Below are 18,466 nucleotides of genomic sequence, written 5' to 3'. Positions count from 1 at the left end.
CTATAGGGCGTTGAGGTCCGGTTCGTCCAACAGGCGGGCGGCCGGCGAGTGGGCCGCGGCGCCGGCCCGGAAGTAGCCCATGACCGTGGCAACGCTGGCATGGCCGGTCATTGCCATGGTGTCGCCCAGCGGCACGTTCTGCCGGCCCGCTTCGGTGACAAAGCCAGACCGCAGGCTATGCGCCGAAAACTCGCCATCCAGGCCAGCCAGCTTGCAGCGTTCCAGCACGATGTCGCGCACGGCGGCGGCGGCCAGCGGTTCGCCCACGACGTCGCCGCGCCGTACCCGCCGGAAAATCGGGCCCTGGCGGATGCCGCTGGCGGCAAGCCAGGCGTCCAGCGCCTTGGCGGCGGACCCGGTAATGGGCTTTTGGTCGTCCGCACGGCGGGCGCCTGCCTGATTGGTCTTGGATTGGGTCAGGCTATATAGATAGCCGTCCGCCGTGCGGACCACGTTCTCAACGGTGGCCCGCACCACCTCGGATCGCCGGCGGCCGCCGCTGGCCCAGGCGAACAGCAACAGGGCGCGGTCGCGCATGCCCCGCAGCGACGCATCACAGGTGGCCAACATGGCTTGCAAGGGTTCGCGCGTCAGGGCGGCTTTCTTGGCGGGCGCCATGCCCCGGCGGGCATAGGCGCGACGCGTCTTGGCCAGCAATTCGCGTACGGAAGGCGCGCGGCACGGGTTGGGATACCCGTGCAGCTCGTGCGCCTTCGACAGTACCGACAGGCGTTGCAGCAGCGTGTTCAAGCTGGGCGGCCCTGGTCGGCCTTTGGCTTTCAAGCGCACCAGTTCCTGGTCCAACGCCAGGGGCAGCTCCCATTTCAAGCCTTGATCCGTCGCGCGCTGCGCGTGGTCCACCACAAACTGAACGACGGCCGCCTCGGGCAAGGGCAGGGCGAAGCGCTGGCCGTAGCGCAGTTCGAACCAGGCGGTCCAGTAGCGGATCGCCGCCCGGTAGCTGGCCGCCGTGTTGGCGGAACTGCCTTCGCGCATCAGGCCGCGAACGGCGGCGTCCGCCTGGGTATCCAGGGCGTGCGGGTCAAGCAGGGGCAGCGAAGCCAGCAATTTCAACGACATCGGAACGGGCAGGGGCAGCAAACGGGAAAGACTTCAGCACTATACGGAAGCGGGCGGGTTTCGGGCACGACGCGGCCCCTGGCGCGAGCGAAGAGGCGGTTTTTGAGGCTTTTTTGCACCGCTCCCTGCACAGAAGCCTGTCGCCCCGCCATATGTATTTATACATATGTATGCTGTATGATATCTAACGGTACGGCCAAATAGGTCACGATAAGGTTCCATTATCGTGAGTAACTCAGCCGAGACGCCGCGCGAAATGCGGCGATGACAAGGAAATGGCGATGGCCACAGGAATCACCCAAAACGACGTCTGGACCGCTGCGGATGCGCTGCTGTTGGAAGGGGCGCGCCCCACCATCGAGCGCGTACGGCAGAAAATCGGCCGTGGCTCGCCCAACACCGTCAGTCCGCACCTGGAAACCTGGTTTCGCGCCTTGGGCGCCCGCATCAAGGACCCTGGCGCGTTTGCCGCGCCACCCGCCGTGCCCGACCCCATTGCCCAAGCCGCCACCCATTTCTGGGAAGCTGCTTTGGCCGAAGCCCGCGCGCAACAGGCAGATGCTTACCGTGAACGCTGGCAGGAACTGGCGGACGAGGGGGAGCGGCTGGCCGAACAAGCCGAACGATTGCAGCAGCGCGATGCGCAATTGGCGAATCGTGAAAAAGACCTGGAAGAGGGGCTACGGGTGGCAACGGCCCAGCTCGCGGCCACCGAAGAGCGGCTACAGGCCGCCGAACGAGCGGTGCGCCAGCGCGACGAACAACTCAAGCAGGCGCGCGGGCAGTTGCAAGACGCACAAAGCGCGGTGCAGACGCTGCTGACCGAAGCCGAAAAGATGCGAGGCGTGCATGCGCAGGCGTTGGACGCGCTGCAAACGCGCCATGCGGCGCACGAAAAGCGCTGGCTGAACGAATTGGACGCCGAACGCGTCGCCGCAAAGAAGCTGCAATCGCGGCTGGACGAGGCCCAGTTGGCCGCGCAAAAACAGGGGGAGCAACACACGGCGGCATTGCGTCAGGCGCAGGAGGCCAGGGGCATGGCCGAAAAGGCGGCGCAAGACGCGCGGGCGGAAACCATGGCTGGGCAGGCGCGGTACGCCACCACGCAGGCGGCCAGCGAGGCCGCCCAAGCCGCATTGCAGGGCGCGCTGACCTCCGCCCAGGATGCGCTGGCAACGGCCCGGCACAACGAGCAAGCGCTCTTGGCGCGTTTGGCGGCGTCCGACGCGCAAGCGGGAACGCTGCTCGCGCAATTGCAGCAAAAGGACCAGCAACTGGCCGAGCTGACCCGCCATCTGATGGCCGACGCCGCCCAGCTCAAGCGCCCGACCGCGTAGCCTTGGCGACGGACTTGCGAAGACGCTCGTGACGTCTCGCTTTCAGCTACCCGCCACTACCGCCCGGGGTAGGCGCCTTGGAACGGCGTATTGTCCGGTTCGCCGAAGTTCTCCGAATGGTAGTTGGCGTGATCCCGCTGCATGGCCGGCGCGCCTTGCTGGGTCGAACTATAGGAACTGGGCGCGGTGCAGCCGGTCAGCGTCACGGCCAGCAGCGCGGCGGGGATGACGGCAAAAAGGGTCAAGGGCCTCATGGCATACCTCCAAAGAGATGCCGCCACGGGTGCGGCCGCCAGACAATCCGGGGCCGTCGCCACCCAACGTCGGCGGCAAACGGCTGCCTAGCAAGCTGCATTCCCACCCGTGCGATTGCCTCTGTAAGTCAACCTGAATTTGGGATAAATTCCGATAGACGTATCCACGATGCCTCACGGGCATCCGCCCATTCGTAGCGATGCGTCGTCATGCGGGGCGCTTCAGTCGTCCTGCCGGGAGCATCGGGTGAATCCACGTCCAACGGTTGATCTAGCCCGCATTCTGCTTCTGATTGTCATTCTTTCCGCCCTGATGATCGGCAGCCTCTATGTGCTTAGCCCGTTCCTGCCGGGGCTGATCTGGGCGACCACCATCGTGGTGGCGACGTGGCCGGTGCTGCGGGCGGTGCAAGCGCGCTGCGGCGGGCGCCGCTGGGCGGCCACAATCGTCATGCTGCTGATTTTGCTGTTCGTCATCGTGCTGCCGCTGTATCAGGCGATCGCGACGCTGGCAGAGCATAGCGGCGCGATCATGGCGGCCGTCAAGAGCCTGCCCGACTACACCTTGCTGGCGCCGCCCAGCTGGATCAGCAGTGTGCCGGTGGCCGGCCCCAAGCTGGCGCAGGAATGGCAGACCTTGTCCGATGCCGGCGCGGGCGGCCTGCTGGCGCGGCTGGAACCCTATCTGACCATGGCGGCGCGCTGGCTATTGAGCCATGCGGCCATCGTCGGCGTGTTCGTCATGCACATGCTGGTCACCATCGTCATCGCCGGCATTCTTTATAGCCAGGGCGACGCGGCGGCCGAATTCGTCAAGCGATTCTCGAACCGCCTGGCGGGCGAACGCGGCGTTGCGGCGGTACGGCTGGCCGGCGCCGCCGTGCGTGCCGTGGCGCTGGGTATCGTGGTGACGGCCGTGGTGCAATCCGTGCTGGGCGGGGTAGGGCTGTGGATTGCCGGGGTGCCGGCCGCCGGCATCCTGACCGCGCTGATGGTGATGCTGTGCCTGGCGCAACTGGGCCCGTTCCTGCCCATGTTGGGCGGGGTGATCTGGCTGTTCCAAAATGACATGAAGCTGGCCGCCACGTTGCTGCTGATCTGGGCGCTGCTGGTAGCCATGCTGGACAACCTGCTGCGGCCCATACTGATCAAGCGCGGTGTGAACCTGTCTTTGCTGCTGATCTTGTCGGGCGTGCTGGGCGGCATGGTCGCGTTTGGCATCGTTGGCCTGTTCATCGGTCCGGTGATCCTGGCGGTGACCTCGACCTTGCTCAATGCCTGGATCGACGAAGTCCCGCCGCCCGCCACGCCCATCGACATTCCCGCTACGACGGCTGCCGCTGCGCCCGGCGACGTGCTGGCTCGTGCGGGGTCGGCCGGCGAAAAGGCGTAACATCTGCCTGACACGGCGGGCGCTCAGCCCGCTTTTTTGCAACGCCCCGCGCAATACCCCATGACGATGCACCCGCTTTTGTCCTACACAAGCAGTTTTCACCTTCTTCAAACCCCGGCCACGCCCGCCGCCCGGGGGCCGCAACAATGACCGAAAGCGTACGCCTGGCCAAGCGACTGGCCGCGGATCTGTCTTGCTCGCGCGGCGACGCCGAACGGTATATCGAAGGCGGATGGGTGGCCGTGGATGGCAAGACGGTTGAAGAACCCGGCGCGCGCGTGGCCCCCGGCCAGACCGTTGCTCTGTTGCCCGGCGCCAAGCTGGAAGACATCAAGCCCGTGACGGTGCTGGTGCACAAACCGGCCGGCACCTATGCCGACAACGAGCCCGGGTCCGCGCTGGACCTGATCATTCCCAAGAACCTGATGCCCGGCGACCGCTCGGGCCGGCGCTATCTGAAGCGCATGTTCAACGGCCTGAAGCTCGTCACGCCGCTGGAGCGCGCGGCCAGCGGTCTGGTCGTTTACACGCAGGAATACGCGGTGTCGCGCAAGCTGATGGAAGAGGGCAAGCTGGTCGAGCAGGAATACGTGGCGCAAGTCACGGGCAAACTCAGCGACAGCGACCTGGCCCGCCTGCAACGCGGCATGGCTTTTGAAGGCCGCGCCGCCACGCCCATGAAGGTCAGCTGGCAAAACGAAACCCATCTGCGCTTTGCACTGAAGACGCCGCCGCTGGGCTTTATCGAATACGTGTGCGATACCGCCGGCTTGCAGTTGCAGCAGCTACGCCGCATCCGCATCGGCCGGCTGCCGCTGGCGGGCATGGCGGCCGGCCAGTGGCGTTATCGGCTGGACTACGAGCGGTTTTAAGCCGCAGCAAGCACTACTGAACGCACTGAACGCACTGAACGCCCAGCAAGCCACTGCCAGCACTCAGCACAAGCGAACCGCAACCATGACCCTGCCTGGCGTGCCCCCGTTCCCTGCCGATTCCGGACGACGCGGATTTTTGAAACAGGGCGGGGCCCTGTGCCTGTCGGCGTTGGCGCTGGCCGGTTGCGCCGGCCGCGCACCCAGCAGCCGCCACACGGCGACCAATCCGGCCTTGCAACGGCCCACGCCGCCCCCGCCCCCGAATGGCAAGGGCGCGACGCCGGTGCCCGCGTTGCGGCCCGGCGCGCGGGTGGCGATTGTGGCGCCGGCCTCGGCCGCCACCAATGCCAGTGACGATGCGGCCGAATGGCTGGAAGCCCGGGGTTTTGTCGCCCAGGTCATGCCCGCCAGCCGTACCCGCCTGGACCCTCCCTACGAATATCTGGCCGGCAGCGATGCCGACCGCCTGGCCGACCTGCACACGGCCTTTGCCGACCCCGGCGTGGGCGCCGTTTGGTGCCTGCAAGGCGGCTTTGGCTCCTGGCGCCTGCTGAATCATCTGGATTACGGGCTGCTGCGTCGACACGCCAAGCCCTTCATCGGCTATAGCGACATCACCGCGCTGCACCTGGCCATCCAGCGCCATGCTGGCTTTGTGACGTTTCACGGGCCGATGCTGGCGCAGGACCTTTTGGCCGGCAAACGCGAGCCCACGGAATCCAATTTGTGGGCGATGGTCAGCGGGCAGATGGGACCAGGCTCGTGGATCGCGCCCCCGCAAGACGCGCTGCCTACCGAGCTGGTGCCGGGCGTGGCAAGCGGCAGGCTGGTGGGCGGCAACCTGGCGCTGATCGCCGCGCTTACCGGCACCCGCAACGACATCGACACGCGCGACGCTATCCTGTTCATCGAAGACGTCAACGAAGCCATTCCGCGCGTGGACCGCCTGCTGGCGCAATTGGCGGCGGCGGGCAAGTTTGATGGCGTGAAGGGCTTGCTGGTCGGCAATTTCACGCGGCTAGGCGTGCGCATGGACGACGATCAGGCGCAAGGCCTGCTGTACCCGCTGATCCTTGAGCAGTTTCGGGCGCGCAACATACCGATCCTTGGCGCATGGCCCAGCGGCCATGGCGACCCCAATCTGACCCTTCCCCTAGGTGCACAGGTGACGTTGGACACCGCGCGGGGGGCATTGCGGCTGGACCAGGCGGTGGTGGTGTAAGGGCTGGGTTTCGTCCTTACGCATTGCATCGTTAATAGCGCAGAAGTCGACTTTTTGCGCTATTAATGATTCAAACTTTTCGATTGAATGCCTTATTAATCGTGCATTTTCCCCCGCACGGTTCTATTATTGCGTCATGAAAAAGAAGCTAGCCCCCAGTTTCGACGCCGCCGAGGCGCTGGCACGCCTGGGCGCCAACATCCGAACCGCCCGCCTGCGCCGAGCGGAATCCGAAAGCGCGTTGGCCGATCGGCTTGGCGTGTCGCGCGCCACCGTCGCGCGGCTGGAACGCGGCGATGGCGGCGTGTCACTGGCCCTGGCCATTGAAGCGCTGCTGCAATACGGCTACAGCGAGCAGGTATTCGCGTTGGGCGACCCCGAGCAGGATGGCGTGGGCAAGCGCCTGGACGCGCTGCGGCGGCCAAGCCGGGGCAGCGGCGGCGCGCTGCACGCGCATCGCGCCGATCCGTCCAAGCTTTAGGACGCACCCGGGATGGCACGCGCCCGCAAACTCAAATCGGTAGAAAGCGAGCTCTTTGTCTACGTCGACATACGCGGCGAAGCGGTGCTGGCTGGCGTACTGACGCTGGACGACTCATCAGAATCGCTTTTCTTTGCCGAATTCACCTACGTGCAGTCGTATGTGAACGACGCCCGCGCCTTCGCGCTGGACCCCTTGAACCTGCCGCTGATCGACGCCAAGACCACGTTTCGCACCGAGAGCCGCTATGAAACGCTGGGCGCCATTTTCGACGCCGCGCCCGACGCCTGGGGCCGCAATGTGATGCGGGTGGACAAGGCCGGCGCCCGCGTCACGGAAGACGAGGTGCTGCTGCGGGGCCGGGGCATGGGCGTCGGGGCGTTATTCTTCAGCGCGCGCCTGTTGACGCCCAACATGCGCAAAACCTACCGCTTGCCCGAAGTCAGCCAATTGGAATCCCTGGCCGACCTGCTGACCGACATCGACCAGGGCGTCAAGCCCAAGGGCCTGTACCGCGACATCCTGGGCAGTTCGTGGGATATCGGCGGGGCCCGGCCCAAGACCATCGTGCGCGACGAAGCCGGCGAAATGTGGATCGCGAAGTTTCCGCGCCGGGGCGATTCCTATGACCGCCAGCGTATCGAATTCGCCAACCTTCAAATGGCTCGCGCCATCGGCCTGACCGTGCCGGACATCCGGCTGACCGAAACGCATCTGGGCGCGGTGCTGCTGACGCACCGCTTTGACCGCGAGCTGCTGCCGCCGGCGCCAGGCGCTGCGCCGGTCGTGGCCCGCCGCCATTTTCTTAGCGGCGCATCGTTAATCAGCCCGCCCGTGCGCATCGGCAAACGCGATCTGGATGGCCCGGAGGGCAGGGCAACGTATTCCTATGCGCGGCTGGCGGACGTGACGCGCCGCATTTCGTCCAACCCCGTGCAGGACCTGAAAGAGCTATACGCGCGCATGGTGCTGAACGTGGCCGTGCACAACACCGACGACCATCTGAAAAACGTCGGTTTCCTGAAGGACAAGAACGCGCACACCTATCGGCTATCGCCGCTTTTTGACGTGGTGACGCAGGAAGGCTCGGCGCGCCACTACCTGCATATCGGCGAGCACGGGCGCGACAGCACCTTTGGCAACTGCCTGACGCAGTACCGCCGCTTTGGCCTGCGGTCCGAGGCCGCCGCGCAGTCCATCGTGGACGCGGTGCGCAGCGTGGTGGCCGAGCGCCACCGCTATTACGAAGCCGCCGGCATGGCGCCGACGGAGATCGCGCTGGTCGAATCCACCTTGGCGGCGTGGCGCGCCGGGCGGTAAGTGTCAGCCCGCCGTTGGCCCATGCCAATCCACCTGCCGCCCATCCTTAAGCATGCCCTCGTGAAAATCCCGGCTTAGCGCCGCCAGCGTGACGCCACCAAAACGCGCCATCAGCAAGGCTTCGGCTTCTTCAAATGCGCCGTCCAGTGCCTTGTTCACGGCGGCTTCCACCAGGCAGCCCGGCGATTCGCTGCGGTTGCCCATGGCGAAAATCTCCGGCGCGCCCAACGCTTCATAGATGTCACGCAGGGTCACGGCGTTGAAGTCGCATGACAGCGTCCAGCCGCCGCCGTGGCCTTTTTCAGAGCTGACCAACCGCTGGTCGCGCAGCCCCGCCATGATGCGGCGGATGACGACCGGGTTGGTCTGCATCACCCGGCCCAGGTCTTCGGACGTCATCGGGCCGGGCGCCTCGGCCATATGAAGCAGGACGTGAAGCACGCCGGATAGTTTGCTGTCTCTTCTCATGCAACGGATGCTATTGCATGAGAAGCCGCGGGGTCAAACCCGCGCTGCCATCATGCCCGCCTGGCCGTCCATGCGCCCTTGCCGTCAGCGGTCCCGCTCATCGTTTTGCCGTTGACCTGGCCGCTGTAGCGCACCCCGTTGACGGTGAACGAGATGGCGTTGCCATCCATACGCGCGTCCGAAATGTCGTTTGAACCCAGCTTGCCGGACAGCATCTGGTAGCGCTGGGTCAGGCGCAGCGTCTGCCCGTCGACCTCCCATTTACCCTCTACCTTGGCCGGCACGATCCACAGCAGCGCCGTGCAGTAGGTCGAGCATTCTTTGGTGACCGTCTCGGACGCGTCCGGCTCCCAGTCGCCCATGCGGAACGTGTTGGACACCACCCGCGTGCCCGGCTTTAACTGCAACAGCGTCGGGCGCAGCTTTTCATTGATGGTGGACAGCAGGAACATGGTGATGACATCGGCTTTGGACAGGTCCGTCTGGAACAGGTCGGCCGCGACAAACGTGGCCCGGTCGGCCACGCCGGCGCGTTGCGCATTGCGGCGCGACAGTTCCACCAGGTCGGGGTTGTACTCAATACCTTGCGCGGTCAGCCCGCGCTGCGCGGCCGTGATGACGGTGCGGCCATCGCCCGAACCCAGGTCCATCAAGCGGTCCTGCGGCGTCACCTTGGCCATGTCCAGCATCTTGTCCACCAGCGACTGCGGCGTGGGCACCCAGATGACGTCCTTGCCGTCCTGGCCCACGTCCGGCACATAGTCATCCTTGGACGCGCCTTGCGACGCGTTCTGGCCTGCGGGCTTGGCAGCGGGCTGCGCCAGTGCCGACGCCGCGAAGGCAATGGACAGCGCCATGGCGGTGGCGGTGGCAATCAGCCGCAATCGTGACTGGGCCTGGGCATCGGCGGCGGGCGAGCGGCGAACGGAAACGGCTGAGCGGGGTGAGGCTTGCATGATGGCTCCTTGTGGATCGGATGGCGAAAGGTCAGCGGTCAGAGGGCGTAAGTCATCAATCAACCCGGCAAGCGGGCCGGCTTGAGCAGATGCAGCAACGGCACACCTGCCGCCAGCACCGCCAGGCCGATCAGCGCGCCTGCGCCGGCGTACACGGCGCTGGACACCACCAGGCCGGCGCAGGTCAGGCCCAGCAGCAAAGGGGGAAGGGGGTATAGCGGCACGCGGAACGGCCGGGCGCGCTGCGGGTCGCGCTGGCGCAACCGCCACACGGACGCCGCCACCAGCAGCATGAACAGCCAGAACACGGGCGCCGTATAAGCCACCAGCGTCTGCACGCTGTTCTGGCTGAACGCGCCCAAGCCCACCAGCGCCAGCGTGATCGCGCCCTGTACCAGCAGCGCGGCCACCGGCGTTTCATTGCGCGCGCTCCAGCCGGATAGCGCGTGCAGCTTGGGCACGTCGCGGCCCAGCGCGTAATACACCCGTGCCCCGGTAATGATGGTGCCGTTGATGGTGCTCAAGGCCGTGGCGCAGATCGTCAGGCTGAGCAGCGCGGCGGCGTAGGGGCCGGCGGCCAGTTGCATGACGTCGGCGGCCAGCGCAGGGGTATCACGCAAGCCCTGCAAGCCGAAGATCTCCAGCAATGCCAGGTTTGTCAGCACGTAGGCGCCCGTCACCACGGCGGTGCCGATCAGCAGTACCCGGCTCATGTTGCGTCCCGGATCGCGCAGTTCGCCGCTGAGATAAGCGGCTTCGTTCCAGCCGCCGTAAGTCAGCAACACAAACACCATGCCCATGCCCATCAGCCCGGCCGGGTTGCCCACCAACGCCGTTGGGGCGGCCAAGGGCGCCGTGTCGCCGTCCGATGCCGACAAACTGGCCACCAGCACCGCGCTTAGCGCCAGCAGCGTCAACACCGTAAATACCCATTGCAGCCGTTTGGAATAGCGGGTGCCCACCACGTTCAGCGCGGTCAGCGCCACCACGGACATTGCCGCGTGCAAGCCGGGCCCGTGCGCGCCTAGCGGCATCAAGCGTTGGGCGTAGTCGCCATAGATGTAGGCCACGACCGCGATGGCGCCGGTCTGGATCACCGTGCACCGCGCCCAGGCGAACATCAGCCCCACGCGCGCGCCCCAGGCCCGGGTCAGGTACAGGTATTCGCCGCCCGCGCCGGGGTAGGCGGACCCCAGTTCCGCATAGCACAGCGCGCCCACCAGCATCACCAGCCCGCCCGCGCACCACAGCGCGATATACATCGCTTCAGAGGTGGCGTGCTGGGCCACCAGGGGCGGAAAGCCGAAGATGCCGATGCCCACGACCACGCCAATCAGCACGACGGTGGCGTCCATGACGGACAAGCCGGCGGGCGTCACGCCGTCGATGGTCTTGGCGGCGCCGGTCATTGCCTGACCTCCCACGCGTCGCTGGATGTGGGCGAACGCGGCGTCACAACACGCGGGCAGGGCAGGGTCATGGAAACCTCTAGGAAAAGGGGCGGAAGCGGGCTCGTTGAACCCGCCTGACAATTGCCTGAACAAGAATAAATTGCGACTGGACGGTGGCAGAAAAAGTTTCTGCGGGTTTTCCCTTGCGGAGGGGGCTGGGGCGGCGATAGTTGAATTCCGGTGCGTAGAAATCACCTGACAATCCAGGCATAACCCTTTGATTCACCGTAAATAAATGAAGTTGTTGAAGTGAAATAGTTAAAGTAATTTCTAGGGTTGTACCTGGCCTGTACATGGCTGCTTGGCCCGACAATCGTTCTGCTTTTTCTTTGGTTTACGCGCGGGCGCAGGCACGCCACTTGCTGAGAGGGGCGTAAAAAAGAGGAGCTGATCATGGCAACTAGAACCATCTGGAAAGGGGCAATTTCGTTTGGCCTCGTCCATATCCCGGTTGGCCTGCACACCGCGACCACGGACTCCGGCGTGGACTTCGATTGGCTGGACAAGCGCTCGATGGACCCGGTGGGCTACAAGCGCATCAATAAGCGGACCGGCAAGGAAATCGACAGGGACAACATCGTCAAGGGCGTGGAATACGAAGACGGCCAGTACGTCATCCTGTCGCCTGACGAAATCAACGACGCCTATCCGCGCACCACGCAAACCATCGAGATCCAGCAATTTGTGGATGCCGGCGACGTGCCGTTCGTCTACCTGGAGCGCCCCTATTACATCGCCCCCATCAACAAAGGGCAGAAGGTGTACGCCTTGCTGCGCGACACGCTGACCAAGACCGGCAAGATCGGCATCGCCAAGGTGGTGATCCAGACCAAGCAGCATCTGGCCGCGCTGATCCCGTCTGGCGACGCGCTGGTGCTGAACCTGATGCGGTGGGGCGACGAGGTCAAATCCATGGACGACCTGGACCTGCCCAAGGCGGGCTCCAAGGCCATGTCGCCAAGCGCCAGCGAATTGAAAATGGCGCAGATGCTGGTCGAGGATATGGCGGGAAAATGGGACCCCGAGCAATACAAGGACGAGTTCAAGGCCGCCGTCATGGAGCTGGTGGACAAGAAGGTGAAGGCCGGCAAGACCGAAACGGTGATCGAGCCGCAAGAGGAAGCGCCCGCGTACGCGGATAACGTCATCGACCTGACGGAGCTGCTGCAACGCAGCCTGAAGGGTGGGGCAAAGAAGTCCGGCGACACGACCAGGGACGGCAGCAAGGAAAAGCCCGCCGCGAAGAAATCGGCGTCGGGCAAGACGCCATCGAAGACCTCCGCGAAGACCGCCACCAAAGCCTCCGCCAAGACCGCCACAAAGTCGGCCACCAAGTCGGCCTCAAAGAAGACCACCAAGAGCGCGAAGACCTCGACCCGGTCGCGCAAGGCGGCGTGATATGGCCGACAGCCTGAAAACCTATCGTCAAAAGCGCAATTTCCAGGTGACCTCCGAGCCAATGGAGGGCGGGCAGGCCAATGAGGAGGCGCGCGCGTTTGTGATCCAGAAGCACTGGGCCAGCCGGCTGCATTACGACTTTCGGCTGGAGCTGGATGGCGCCATGAAAAGCTGGGCGGTGCCCAAGGGGCCGTGCTTTGATCCGTCGGTCAAGCGCATGGCGGTGCAGGTCGAAGACCACCCCATTGCCTATAACCAGTTTGAAGGCCAGATACCCGAAGGGCAGTACGGCGCCGGCAAAGTCATCATCTGGGACGAGGGCGTGTGGGCCCCCGTGGGCGACGCCCGCAAGGGGTATCGCGAGGGCCACCTGAAGTTCGACCTGCAAGGCAAAAAGATGCAGGGGCGCTGGGCACTGGTGCGCATGAAGGGCAAGGAAAGCGACAAACAGCCGCCGTGGCTGCTGATCAAAGACCGCGACGCCTATGCCCGCCCGGAACGCGAATTCAGCGTGGTCGACGAAATGCCGGACAGCGTGGTGCCGCTGCGTGACAACGCCGCCACCACCCAGCCCGCCGCTCGCCTGCCCGCGCCCGACGCGCAGCAGCCCGGCTCCGACACGGATTCCGCCGCCGACGCCCGGCTGCCAGGCCGCCCGTCCGACCTGCCAGACACGTTCAAGCCCCAATTGGCCACGCTGGTCGAGGGGATGCCGCCCAACCCCGAAGAATGGCTGTACGAATTGAAGTTCGACGGCTACCGGCTGCTGGTGCGCATCGAGGGCGATTCGGTCAGGCTATACACCCGCAACGGCCACGACTGGAGCGCCAAGCTGCCGCACATCGTCCAGGCCTTTGCCAAGCTTCCCGCCAAATGGGCATGGGTGGATGGCGAAGTGGTGGTGCTGAATGAGCAAGGCGTGCCCAGCTTCCAGGCGCTGCAAAACGCGTTCGACAACGACCGCACTGGCGACATCGTCTTTTACGCCTTCGACTTGCCCTATATCGGCTTGCGAGACCTGCGCGACGAACCGCTGACCGTGCGTCGCGACCTGCTCGCGCAGTTGATGGAAACCGCTGACGATGACCACCTGCGCTTTAGCGCGGCCTTCAAGGAAGCGCCGTCGAACCTGGTGGCCTCGGCCTGCAAGATGGGGCTGGAAGGCATCATGGCCAAGCGGCCGTCGGCGCCCTATGTGTCGCGGCGCACGGACAGCTGGCTGAAGATCAAGTGCGCGCAGCGGCAGGAGTTCGTCATCGTTGGGTACACCGCGCCGCAGGGCTCCCGGGAAGGGCTGGGTGCGCTGTTGCTGGCGGTGCATGAAGACGATGGCTCGCTGCGCTATGCGGGCAAGGTCGGCACCGGTTTTGATACCCAGGGCCTGCTTGCCTTGCACAAACAGCTTGCCGCCCTCCAGACCGACAAAAAAACGGTCAGTGGCGCGCAGGCCAGCGGCGTGCAGTGGGTCAAGCCTGAGCTGGTGGCCGAGGTCTCGTTCAGCGAATGGACCAGCGGCGGGCATATCCGCCATTCCGTCTTCCGAGGGCTGCGGCAGGATAAACCCGCCCGCCAGATCACACGCGAGCGGCCGTCGCCCCCGCCCAAGGAGGAGCCGGCGTCCGCATCGGGCAAAAAGACCGCGCGCCAGGCAAAGACAGAGGCAAAGACAAAAGCAAAAGGACAGACAAACACAAAGACAACTGCCGCTCCCGCGCCGGCCCGGACAACGGCGGCGGCGCCCACGCGCGCCAAGCCCGCGCGGCTGACCAACCCGGACCGCGTGATCGACCCGTCCACCAAACTTACCAAGCTGGATCTGGCGCGCTACTACGGGCTGGTGGCCCCGCTGATGCTGGAACATCTGAAGGGCCGCCCCGTGTCTTTCCTGCGCGCGCCCGCCGGCATCGACGGGCAGCTGTTCTTTCAAAAGCACCTGGAAGCCGCGATGCCGGGCGTCAAGCCCTTGCCCCAGCGGCTGGACCCGGATCATCCGCCGTTGCTGGAGGTGCCCACGCCTGAAGCCATCATGTCGGCCGTGCAAATGAACGTGGTGGAATTCCATACCTGGAATGCCGTGAAAACGGCCATCGACAAGCCCGACCGTGTCCTGTTCGACCTGGACCCGGGCGAAGGGGTGAAGTGGGCGACGATGCAGCAGGCCGCCCGGCTGGTGCACACCATGCTGGACGAACTGGGCCTGCAAAGCTGGCTGAAAACCAGCGGCGGCAAGGGCCTGCACGTCGTCGTGCCGCTACGCCGCCAATACGACTGGGACACCATCAAGTCATTCGCGCAAGCCATCGTGGTGCATCTGGCCCGTACGCTGCCGCAGATATTCGTGTCCAAGAGCGGGCCGAAGAATCGCGTGGGCAAGATCTTTGTCGACTACTTGCGCAACGGCTTTGGCGCCACTACCGTGTCGGCCTGGTCGGCGCGCGCCCGGCCCGGCCTGGGCGTGTCGGTGCCCGTGGCATGGGACGAACTGGACAAGCTTTCCAGCGGCGCGCACTGGACCATCAGCAACATTCACGAACGGCTGGATGCCGCCAATGCGCCGTGGGACGACTATGCGCCGCAATCCGTGGGGCAGGCCATGGACGCGCTGGGTTTCAAGCGTGGGGCCTCATGACGAGCGCCGCAAGATTGCCGTCGCAAATCACCCGACTGCTTGGAGAACTGACCGCTCCGGTCGACCCCGGGCCGGCATTGCGCCTGCTGGTACAGGCGGGATATGACCCGCTGCCGCTGCCGGGTGGCGGCGCAACGCTGGCCCGCTGGCAGGCCTTGGCCGCGGTGGCCGCCGTCGACCTGAGCCTGGTCAAATTGGTTGAAGGTCACACTGATGCGTTGGCGATTCTGGCCGAATTGAACGCAGCGGACCTCGCCGCGCCGGACAGTATCTGGGGCGTGTGGTGCGCCGAACCGCCGGACTTCCGTGTCAGCCTGCATGGTGGGGCTGAGGGCGGGAACCCCCACACCCTCGACCCCTACACCACCGCGTGCCTGCGCGGCGTGAAAGCCTGGTGTTCCGGCGCGGCCACGGTCAGCCACGCCCTGGTCAGCGCGTGGGACGAGGCCGGCCGGCCCTGCCTGGCCGCCGTGTCGATGGATCAGCCTGGCGTTACCGTCACCGAAGAAGGCTGGCAAGCCGTGGGCATGCGCGCATCGGCCAGCGTGAACGTGGTGTTCAACAACGCCGTCTGTGTGCCGGTGGGCGCGCCCGGCGCGTACGTGGACAGACCCGGCTTCCAGCACGGTGGCGCGGGTGTGGCGGCGTGCTGGTATGGCGCGCTGACGCGGATTGCCGCCGCCGTCCAGGCGGCAACGCCGGCGCAGTCCGTCGACCCGCACCGCTTGGCGCATCTAGGCGCGATCGACGTCGCGCTGGACCAGGCGCGTGCCGTCCTGCGCGAGACCGCCGCCGCCATCGATGCGAACCCCCATGACGCGTGCTCGCTGGCCTGTGGCCGCGCGCGGCTGGCGGTGGAAGCCGCCGCCACCGAGGTCATCACCCGGGCAGGGCGGGCCTTGGGCGCCGGGCCGTTGTGCCGCGATGCCGGCTTTGCCCAGGTGATGGCGGACCTGCCGGTGTTCATCCGGCAAAGCCACGCCGAACGCGACCAGGCCGCGCTGGGCCAAATCGTGCGCACGGAGCAGACACCATGGCAGTTGTAGGCGTGGACCATTTCGAGGCCCTGTACCGGCAGCATCCCGACCCCTGGCGCATTGCCAGCGCCTGGTACGAACGGCGCAAGCGCGCATTGCTGCTGGCCTCGCTGGGCCGCGAGCAATACGCGCATGCCTTCGAGCCGGGCTGTGGCAACGGTGACCTGACCCTGCCGCTGGCTGGCCGGTGCGGGCAGGTATGCGCCGTGGATTTTGCCGGCACCGCCATCGAACGATGCCGTGCACGCATCCAGGAGCAGGGTATGGCCCACGTCGAGGCGCTGGCGCTGGAACTGCCCCGCCAATGGCCACCCGTGCCTGAAGGCGGCTTCGACCTCATCATCGTGTCCGAACTGGGGTACTACCTTGACGACTCCGCCCTGGCGGCGTTCTTGCAAGGCATCGACGGTTGCCTCGCCCCCGGCGGGGAACTGGTCGCCTGCCATTTGCGGCTTGACTTCGACGACCGCCAGCAGGGCACCGACGCCTTGCACCAGGCGCTGGGCGCGTTGCCCGGCATGAGCCCGCTGTTCGAACACCGGGAAGACGTTTTCCTGATGAACGGCTGGCAACGACAGCAAAAGGATGACGCATGATCGGTATCTGTATTCCGGCGCATAACGAAGAGCAGCACATCGACGCCTGTGTGCAGGCCGTGCTGCGCGCGGCGCAGCACCCTGAACTGCGTGCCGAGGCGGTGCGCATCGTTGTGGTGCTGGACCACTGCGTAGACGGCACGGCCGACCGGCTGCGCCACCATCCCGTGCATTGCCTGGCAATTGACGCGCGTAACGTTGGCGTGGCGCGTGCCCGGGGCGCCCGCCACCTGCTGCGCGCGGGCGCGCGGTGGCTGGCGTTTACCGACGCGGATACCCGCGTGTCGCCACGCTGGCTGGTGGATCAGTTGTCATTGAATGCAGAGGTGGTTTGCGGCACGGTCGGCGTGTCCGGCTGGAGCGAACACGGCGAGCATGCGCAGCGCGCGCGACACGCATTTGAAAGGGCTTATCAGGATAAGGATGGCCACCGCCATGTGCACGGCGCCAACCTGGGCGTGGCCGCGCGGGCGTACCGACGCATTGGGGGCTTTGATGCGCTGCCGTGCAGCGAAGACCAGGCCTTGGTAGACCGATTGCAGCAGGGTGGGGCGCGCATCGCCTGGTCAAACCTGCCTCGCGTCATGACCAGTGCACGCCCGCACTCGCGTGTGGACGGCGGCTTTGCCAGTGCGCTGCGCGGCGGCTGGGGCGCGGGCGACAGCACCGGCTAGCGCCACGCACCCGCATCGCCGCTCACGTCACCATGGCGCCATCGACATCGCCACGGACAGAACGACAACCAGTACCAGGAACAGCAGGATGTGCTTCGTGCGCATAAGACCTCTTGAAGTATCGTGACAAAGACAGACAACCCCGTTATCAGCACAACTCATGCCCGGAGGCGTTCGATGCAAGACGTCGTGCAACTACGGCCTGAAGGCCTGTACTGTCCGGCTGGCCGGTTTTATATCGACCCCTGGCGGCCGGTGGACACCGCCGTGTTGACGCACGGCCACGGCGACCACGCCCGCGCGGGCATGGGCTGCTATCACACCAGCGCGCAGGGTTTACCGATTCTGCAATGGCGGTTGGGGCAGCAGGATTACCGCGTGCATGAATACGGCGAAACCTTCACGCTGGGCAACGCCCGCGTGTCCTTGCATTCGGCGGGGCACGTGCTGGGCTCGGCCCAGGTGCGCATCGAAGTCGACGGCCAGGTGTGGGTGGTGTCGGGCGACTACAAGCGCCAGCCCGACCCCACGTGCGCGCCATTCGAAGTCGTGCCCTGCGACACGTTCATCACCGAAGCCACCTTCGGCCTGCCTATCTACCGGTGGCCCGATACGTCCGACGTGGCGCGCGACATCGTCCAATGGCGCGACCATTGCGCGGCCCGTGGCGAGGCCGCCATCCTGTATTGCTACGCGCTGGGCAAGGCGCAGCGCGTGTTGGCGGAGCTGGCCCCATGGATCGACCGGCCCGTCTACCTGCACGGCGCCATCGCGGCCGGGGTCGACGTGTACCGCCAAGCCGGCATCGCCATGGCAGACACGCGCCTGGTGATTGACGCAAGCGGTACGCGCGCCGCACCCGCGCAGGCGGGGGTCGCGGCAGCCGATGCTGCGGCAGCCGACGCTGCGGCAGCCGACGCTGACGCAATCACCGACGTGGCCGACGTCGCCAGATCCGGCTTTGCCGGTGAACTGATCCTGGCGCCGCCGTCCGCCGCTGGCAGCAGCTGGCTGCGGCGCTTTCGCAAGGCGCAGCATGGGTTTGCGTCCGGCTGGATGCGGCTGCGCGGCAACCGTCGGCGGCGCAACATGGACCGGGGCTTTGTCGTGTCGGACCACGCCGACTGGCCGGCCTTGCTGCGTACCATCCGCGAGACCGGCGCGCGCCGCGTCATTGCCACCCATGGCGACACGGACGCACTGGTTCGCATCCTGAACGAAACCGGTACGGCGGCCGAAACCCTGGCCACCCAGTACGGCGAAGATGACTAACACGGCGAAGCCCACCCCCAGGA

Annotated in this window: 17 protein-coding genes; 12 read left to right on the top strand and 5 right to left on the bottom strand. The window is 65.8% G+C overall.

Annotated elements, in window-relative coordinates:
- The gene (locus AC0Z35_RS08255; RefSeq protein ID WP_485131752.1) at nucleotides 1–1,080 is read right to left on the bottom strand and encodes a site-specific integrase; all 1,080 of its coding nucleotides are present in this window, start codon (nucleotides 1,078–1,080) and stop codon (nucleotides 1–3) included.
- A gap of 281 nt (nucleotides 1,081–1,361) precedes the next feature.
- Here AC0Z35_RS08255 and AC0Z35_RS08250 point away from each other — a divergent pair, with 281 nt between their 5' ends.
- Complete coding sequence (locus AC0Z35_RS08250; RefSeq protein WP_485131751.1) at nucleotides 1,362–2,417, top strand: DNA-binding protein; 1,056 nt, start codon at nucleotides 1,362–1,364, stop codon at nucleotides 2,415–2,417.
- Nucleotides 2,418–2,473: 56 nt separating this feature from the next.
- On the opposite strand, the gene AC0Z35_RS08245 is transcribed toward AC0Z35_RS08250, so the two are convergent.
- On the bottom strand, nucleotides 2,474–2,671 hold the full coding sequence (locus AC0Z35_RS08245; RefSeq protein ID WP_485131750.1) for a hypothetical protein: 198 nt from the start codon (nucleotides 2,669–2,671) through the stop codon (nucleotides 2,474–2,476).
- A gap of 247 nt (nucleotides 2,672–2,918) precedes the next feature.
- On the opposite strand from AC0Z35_RS08245, the gene ydiK reads away from it, so the two are divergent.
- The 5 genes from ydiK to AC0Z35_RS08220 all read left to right on the top strand — a co-directional run bounded on the left by ydiK (nucleotide 2,919) and on the right by AC0Z35_RS08220 (nucleotide 7,962).
- Nucleotides 2,919–4,064, top strand: coding sequence for an AI-2E family transporter YdiK (gene ydiK / locus AC0Z35_RS08240; protein ID WP_104145504.1), 1,146 nt, complete (start codon nucleotides 2,919–2,921; stop codon nucleotides 4,062–4,064).
- Between the two features lie 146 nt (nucleotides 4,065–4,210).
- Complete coding sequence (locus tag AC0Z35_RS08235; RefSeq protein ID WP_104145503.1) at nucleotides 4,211–4,936, top strand: RNA pseudouridine synthase; 726 nt, start codon at nucleotides 4,211–4,213, stop codon at nucleotides 4,934–4,936.
- Nucleotides 4,937–5,021: 85 nt separating this feature from the next.
- Nucleotides 5,022–6,161, top strand: a complete 1,140-nt coding sequence (locus AC0Z35_RS08230) for a S66 peptidase family protein (RefSeq protein WP_485131749.1) — start codon at nucleotides 5,022–5,024, stop codon at nucleotides 6,159–6,161.
- A 136-nt stretch (nucleotides 6,162–6,297) separates the two neighbouring features.
- A complete protein-coding gene (locus tag AC0Z35_RS08225; protein WP_046805671.1) occupies nucleotides 6,298–6,642 on the top strand; it encodes a helix-turn-helix transcriptional regulator in 345 nt (114 codons plus the stop codon).
- A 12-nt stretch (nucleotides 6,643–6,654) separates the two neighbouring features.
- Nucleotides 6,655–7,962 (top strand): type II toxin-antitoxin system HipA family toxin, encoded by a 1,308-nt coding sequence (locus AC0Z35_RS08220; RefSeq protein ID WP_485131748.1) that lies wholly within the window; start codon nucleotides 6,655–6,657, stop codon nucleotides 7,960–7,962.
- A 3-nt stretch (nucleotides 7,963–7,965) separates the two neighbouring features.
- On the opposite strand, the gene AC0Z35_RS08215 is transcribed toward AC0Z35_RS08220, so the two are convergent.
- Genes AC0Z35_RS08215 through AC0Z35_RS08205 form a run of 3 tightly spaced genes read right to left on the bottom strand, consistent with a single transcriptional unit; the run spans nucleotide 7,966 to nucleotide 10,795 of the window.
- Complete coding sequence (locus AC0Z35_RS08215; RefSeq protein WP_104145501.1) at nucleotides 7,966–8,430, bottom strand: Rrf2 family transcriptional regulator; 465 nt, start codon at nucleotides 8,428–8,430, stop codon at nucleotides 7,966–7,968.
- Between the two features lie 50 nt (nucleotides 8,431–8,480).
- Complete coding sequence (locus tag AC0Z35_RS08210; protein WP_485131747.1) at nucleotides 8,481–9,386, bottom strand: SAM-dependent methyltransferase; 906 nt, start codon at nucleotides 9,384–9,386, stop codon at nucleotides 8,481–8,483.
- Between the two features lie 59 nt (nucleotides 9,387–9,445).
- Nucleotides 9,446–10,795, bottom strand: coding sequence for an APC family permease (locus AC0Z35_RS08205; protein ID WP_485131746.1), 1,350 nt, complete (start codon nucleotides 10,793–10,795; stop codon nucleotides 9,446–9,448).
- Between the two features lie 435 nt (nucleotides 10,796–11,230).
- Between AC0Z35_RS08205 and ku the strand changes: the two genes are divergently transcribed.
- The 6 genes from ku (at nucleotide 11,231) to AC0Z35_RS08175 (ending at nucleotide 18,443) form a co-directional block, all read left to right on the top strand.
- Entirely contained in the window at nucleotides 11,231–12,235 is a 1,005-nt protein-coding gene (gene ku / locus AC0Z35_RS08200; protein WP_046805675.1) for a non-homologous end joining protein Ku, read from the top strand.
- 1 nt (nucleotide 12,236) lies between these two features.
- Nucleotides 12,237–14,864 carry a DNA ligase D gene (ligD, locus tag AC0Z35_RS08195; protein ID WP_485131745.1) on the top strand — a complete coding sequence of 876 codons (2,628 nt, stop codon included), beginning with the start codon at nucleotides 12,237–12,239 and terminating at the stop codon, nucleotides 14,862–14,864.
- The gene (locus AC0Z35_RS08190; protein ID WP_485131744.1) at nucleotides 14,861–15,910 is read left to right on the top strand and encodes an acyl-CoA dehydrogenase family protein; all 1,050 of its coding nucleotides are present in this window, start codon (nucleotides 14,861–14,863) and stop codon (nucleotides 15,908–15,910) included. Before ligD ends, AC0Z35_RS08190 begins: the two co-directional genes overlap by 4 nt.
- A complete protein-coding gene (locus AC0Z35_RS08185) occupies nucleotides 15,898–16,497 on the top strand; it encodes a class I SAM-dependent methyltransferase (RefSeq protein WP_485131743.1) in 600 nt (199 codons plus the stop codon). The genes AC0Z35_RS08190 and AC0Z35_RS08185 overlap by 13 nt, the downstream gene beginning before the upstream one ends.
- Nucleotides 16,494–17,171 carry a glycosyltransferase family 2 protein gene (locus tag AC0Z35_RS08180; RefSeq protein WP_485131742.1) on the top strand — a complete coding sequence of 226 codons (678 nt, stop codon included), beginning with the start codon at nucleotides 16,494–16,496 and terminating at the stop codon, nucleotides 17,169–17,171. The genes AC0Z35_RS08185 and AC0Z35_RS08180 overlap by 4 nt, the downstream gene beginning before the upstream one ends.
- 177 nt (nucleotides 17,172–17,348) lie before the next feature.
- Nucleotides 17,349–18,443, top strand: a complete 1,095-nt coding sequence (locus AC0Z35_RS08175; protein WP_485131741.1) for a ligase-associated DNA damage response exonuclease — start codon at nucleotides 17,349–17,351, stop codon at nucleotides 18,441–18,443.
- Nucleotides 18,444–18,466: the final 23 nt, after the last annotated feature.

This window comes from Achromobacter sp. 1L-A-4-B-C2, assembly GCF_057291955.1.
The sequence above is the reverse complement of the archived record's forward strand: the minus strand, read 5'-3'. Positions and strand labels throughout refer to the sequence as shown.